The sequence below is a fragment of the Gemmatimonadota bacterium genome (assembly GCA_026706345.1).
Taxonomy (GTDB): Bacteria; JAAXHH01; JAAXHH01; order JAAXHH01; family JAAXHH01; genus JAAXHH01.
Map to the genome: position 1 here is coordinate 1 of JAPOYX010000231.1, position 4,299 is coordinate 4,299.

The 4,299-nt window shown below is 62.6% G+C and carries 4 protein-coding genes and 1 tRNA gene; 2 read left to right on the forward strand and 3 right to left on the reverse strand.

Going from position 1 to position 4,299, the window contains the following annotated elements; genetic code table 11:
- Positions 1–381: 381 nt before the first annotated feature.
- Positions 382–453, forward strand: a tRNA-OTHER gene (locus OXG98_16185).
- Between the two features lie 651 nt (positions 454–1,104).
- The gene (locus tag OXG98_16190) at positions 1,105–1,518 is read left to right on the forward strand and encodes a rhodanese-like domain-containing protein (GenBank protein ID MCY3773547.1); all 414 of its coding nucleotides are present in this window, start codon (positions 1,105–1,107) and stop codon (positions 1,516–1,518) included.
- Between the two features lie 107 nt (positions 1,519–1,625).
- On the opposite strand, the gene OXG98_16195 is transcribed toward OXG98_16190, so the two are convergent.
- From OXG98_16195 to OXG98_16205, 3 genes are all read right to left on the reverse strand, one after another.
- Positions 1,626–3,350 (reverse strand): TRAP transporter fused permease subunit, encoded by a 1,725-nt coding sequence (locus OXG98_16195; GenBank protein MCY3773548.1) that lies wholly within the window; start codon positions 3,348–3,350, stop codon positions 1,626–1,628.
- A gap of 311 nt (positions 3,351–3,661) precedes the next feature.
- Positions 3,662–4,069, reverse strand: coding sequence for a bacteriohemerythrin (locus OXG98_16200; protein ID MCY3773549.1), 408 nt, complete (start codon positions 4,067–4,069; stop codon positions 3,662–3,664).
- Positions 4,070–4,106: 37 nt separating this feature from the next.
- Positions 4,107–4,299, reverse strand: a 193-nt coding sequence (locus tag OXG98_16205; GenBank protein MCY3773550.1) for a hypothetical protein, incomplete at its 5' end; no start/stop codon positions are given.

Sequence of the window (4,299 nt, forward strand, 5' to 3'; positions counted from 1 at the left end):
GCTCCTCCAGGACATTGCGAAATTCCCCGTCCCAGGCCTTCTCGTTCGCAAGGCCAGAGATGCGTTCGACGAGGGCCTCCGTCGCCGTGGCTGCCAGTTGCCGCATTTCCTGCGGTGTCATCGTCAAGTCGCCCGGCCCCGTCCCGTCCATCGTCAATCCTCTATCACGCGTCGCAACGACCCTGTAACGTGGGTCCGACGCTTCTGCAACCCAGCCTCACGGCGGCCATCCAGCATGCCACATTGCCACGGGAATTATTTACGATAGTGCCAAATACCCGGTAACCCATTGAAGTGATTATTTATTCCCACGACTCCCGAACCCGGAATCCAGTCACTGCATGATAGTTCTGCGCGCCATTGCGCTCCGGAGCGCAAATTCGGACATGGTGTCAATGGCAGCACGCCGAGGTGATCTATCGGAAGAGCTCGGTTCGAATCCAGTCGTCCGCTTCGGCTGATACGCTGAGATGACCACTCATCGCTATCATACAACGTATTGAAAACATGGTACAATATCCCAGTTACATGATGTCCTTCTGACGTCAGGGACAAAGAAGGAGGTCCGCTGATGGCACGGCCCACAACGCACCTGGAACATCGTACAGAGAGGGCATTTCCCTGATCGGGTTGTTCAACACGTTTCCCGACGACGAGACCGCCAAGGCGTGGTTCGAGAACAGGCTTTGGCCCGACGACCCCTACTGCCCCCCCTGCGGCTCTACTGACGTTCAGTCGGGCATCACGCCCGGGTCCATGACGCACAGGTGCCGAGCCTGCCCGGATTAGCGGCGGTTCAGTCTGAAGACCGGCCGCGTCACGAAGGGGTCGAAGCTTGGCCACCGCATTCCAGCCGATGCGTGTCGTCGAGGACCCAAACGCGTGAATCCGAGATCAATCGGAGCTATGGCACTTTCGTACATTGGTCCCATTGCCACCGTGAACCCCATGGGAGATGCTCGGGCAACGGCAGGTACTCGGAACTTCGTCCCGTCTCGGGCGGTAGCGGTCACGGTGTGCTGTTGGCCATCTCCGGCGAATCCAGCAACCGGCAAATGCAGTAGGCTGCCCCGCTGAATCCACGAACGCCGGGGAGACAGCGACGTGCCTCAGAAAATCACCCGTTCATTCAGGGAGTTGGTCGCGGAGGCCGACGCGGCGGTTCGCACGCTAGATGTAGGCGAGGCGATCGCGCTGCACGGGAACGAGAATGTCGTGTTCGTCGACTTGCGGGATATCCGCGAAGTGGCGAGAACGGGGACCATTGCCGGGGCCCATCACGTGCCGCGCGGGATGCTGGAATTCTGGATCGATCCCGAGAGCCCGTATCACAAGCCGGTCTTCGCCGAGGACAAGACATTCGTGTTCTACTGCGCCGGCGGATGGCGCTCGGCGCTGGCTGCGAAAACGGCCCAGGATATGGGCCTCCGGCCGGTGGCGCACATGCAGGGCGGGATGGAGGCGTGGATCGAGGCAGAAGCACCGATCGATCCGCCGAGGGAGCGCAAGGGCCGCTGACGCGGGACAGGTTCAAGGAGCAGGGGCGCCCGGGCCGCGCATCGTGCGGCAGCAAGCGCCGGTCACGGACCGGGGAGCCGTGATCGCGCGGCCTGCCGGTCCGGGCGTCAGACCTTCGGACGGCTGCCCCTGAGCGCGTCGAGCCAAATCCCGCTCAGAAACCAGGAGTACACCCAGGTGCCCACGAGAATCAGGGCGAAGGCCACGACGATGTCGGTGGTGCTTCCATCGAGGGAAAAGGCGGGCACGTAGCCGAAGATGAAGGGGGCCAGATAGAGGAACTTGGCGAACCTGAAGGCGGAAAAGGCTGTCTTCCACATGTTCGCCTTGGCGATCGCGGCGCCGGTAAAGGCCGCGATGCAGACCGGGGGCGTGACGTTCGAATCCTGCGACAGCCAGTAGACGATCATGTGCGCGGCGATGGGGTTCACGCCCAGCTCGGTGAGCGGGGGCACGGCCACCACCGCGGTGATGAGATAGGCGGCGGTCACAGGCACACCCATACCGAGGATCAGTGACGCGAGGGCAATGAGCAGCACGGTCAGCCAGAGCCGGCCGTCCGCCAAGGCGATCACGATATCCGCGAAGGTGAGCACCAGCCCGCTGTACGTGAGCACGCCGATGATGATGCCGATCACACCGACCGTGGCGCCGATCTTGAGGCTGTTCTGCGCGCCGGTTCGGGCAGCCTCAAGAAAGCGTCTGGGGCCGATCCGCGTGTCCCTCCGAACCCAGCTCACGGCGACGCAGGTGAAGAGGCCGAGGATGGCGGAATAACCCGGCGAGAAACCCATCAACATCAGGACGGTGATGACGACGAGGGGCAGACAGTAGTACCAGCCCCGACGGAAGATCAGTCCGGCCGACGTCTCCGACTTCTCCCCCCTGATTCCGTGGCGCTTGGCCTCGTAATGCACCATCACGAAAACACTGAAGAAGTACAGGAGGGCCGGGCCCACGGCGATAAGCATTATGGTCGAGTAGGGCTCGCCGGTGAGTTCGGCCATGATGAACCCGCCGGCGCCCATGATGGGCGGCAGGAACATGCCGCCAATGGATGCCGCGGGCTCGATGCCGCCGGCGACATGGGGCTTGAACCCGGCCTTCTTCATCATCGGGATCGTGAAGTTCCCGGTCGACACCGTGTTGGCGATGGCGCTGCCGGAGATGGATCCGAAGAGGCCGCTGGCGATCACGGAAACCTTGGCGGGTCCGCCGATCCTGTGTCCGACGGCCGCCAGCGGGAAGTCCACGAAAAAGCGCTGGGCCCCACTCGCTTCGAGGTAGGCCCCGAAGATGACGAACAGGATCACGTAGGTCGCCAGCACGTTGGCCATGATCCCGAACACGCCGTCGCTCTTGTAGAAGATGCTGGTGCAGAGTTCGGGAAAGGTGTCTCCCGCGTGCGAGATGAGCTCGGGCGCGTACTCCCCGTAGACGCCGTAGATCAGCATGACGGTGCTGAGCACGACGAAGACGTTGCCGACGACCCGGCGGGCCAGCTCGATTCCGAGCAGGACACCCGCCATGGCGATCCACTGGTCGAGCTCCGTTTCGGCCCCGACCCGGTAGTTGATGGCTTCGAAATTCCACATCCAGTACCCGATGCAGGTAATGGAGGTGGCGATCAGCAGATAGTCGCAGAACCTGCCCACCCGGCTTCTCGACCGGTACAGGAGGAACACGAGGATGTAGGTGATGACCACATAGATGCCGCGGTGGAACTGCGTCGCGGCCGGGTCGAGTACGGCCGCGTACGAGTAAAAACCGACGAGGCCAAGCGCCAGGCTGTCGAAGATCCACCGCTCGACGCGATTCAGCTGATCGAACATCTTCCGGGCATTATGGCCAACCAGTCCTCACAACATAGAAGGACTGTAAGTGGCTGTTGTAGATCTCGTTGTTGGATCAGCGTGCGGAATAGGATCCGGGGCACGCGAGCCAGGAGTTGCACATCGGTTCCAGCAACATGCCACGTCAGAGCAGCGCGCGCTGACCAGTTGGGCGCGGCGCCGCAACGAGTGCCCGAAATCGGGCACCCACGTGGTGCTTGGCCGGGGCCGCGGGGGTTGGTCGCGCGATCATCGAATGTTCAGCTGGCCATGTAGCCACCCTGCCTAGTTGATGGGCGCGCCGTACTCGATCACATGCCTCGGTCATGGAGAAAGGTGTGCAGGCGGGCATCCTTCGTGCGGAAGTGCCCGCTGAACCACGTTTCCAGCTGCTCGCCCAATTCCGCCTCGAATTCGGCATAGCTGCCTTCCTCGAACGCGTCCATGATGTCCCGGATATCGTCCAGCAGGGTTTCGTGGTCTTCCTTGTGCTCGGCGTACTCGTCGTATTCCAGTTCGCGCATGACCCGTTCCTCGAGGGCGAAATGCGCGGAGATGCGTGCGTGGATCTCACCGAGAAAATCGGCGACCGTCTCCCGCGTGGCGCCATGCCCGAGTCGCTCATGGAGCTGGTTGATGAGGTCGATCAGCTCGCGGTGCTCGTGATCGACCGCCTCGATCCCGATTTCGAAGGCCTTGCGCCAGGCGATCAGCGCCATGGCGTCCTCCCGGAGACTGTCCTGTGCACGTCACCGGTCATCGAATGATGAATCCCTCGCCGCCGCGGAAATCCACGGCGACGCTCTGCCCGGCGGCAAACTCGACGGCCCTCCGGGAAACATGATCGAACCCTTCGCTCCGCCGGGAATCGCGCAGACGCAGATCGAGGACGTAACGGCCGGCGGGGAGGGCAAACCGTTCGTAGACGCGCGAAGGGCCGTCCCCGGCA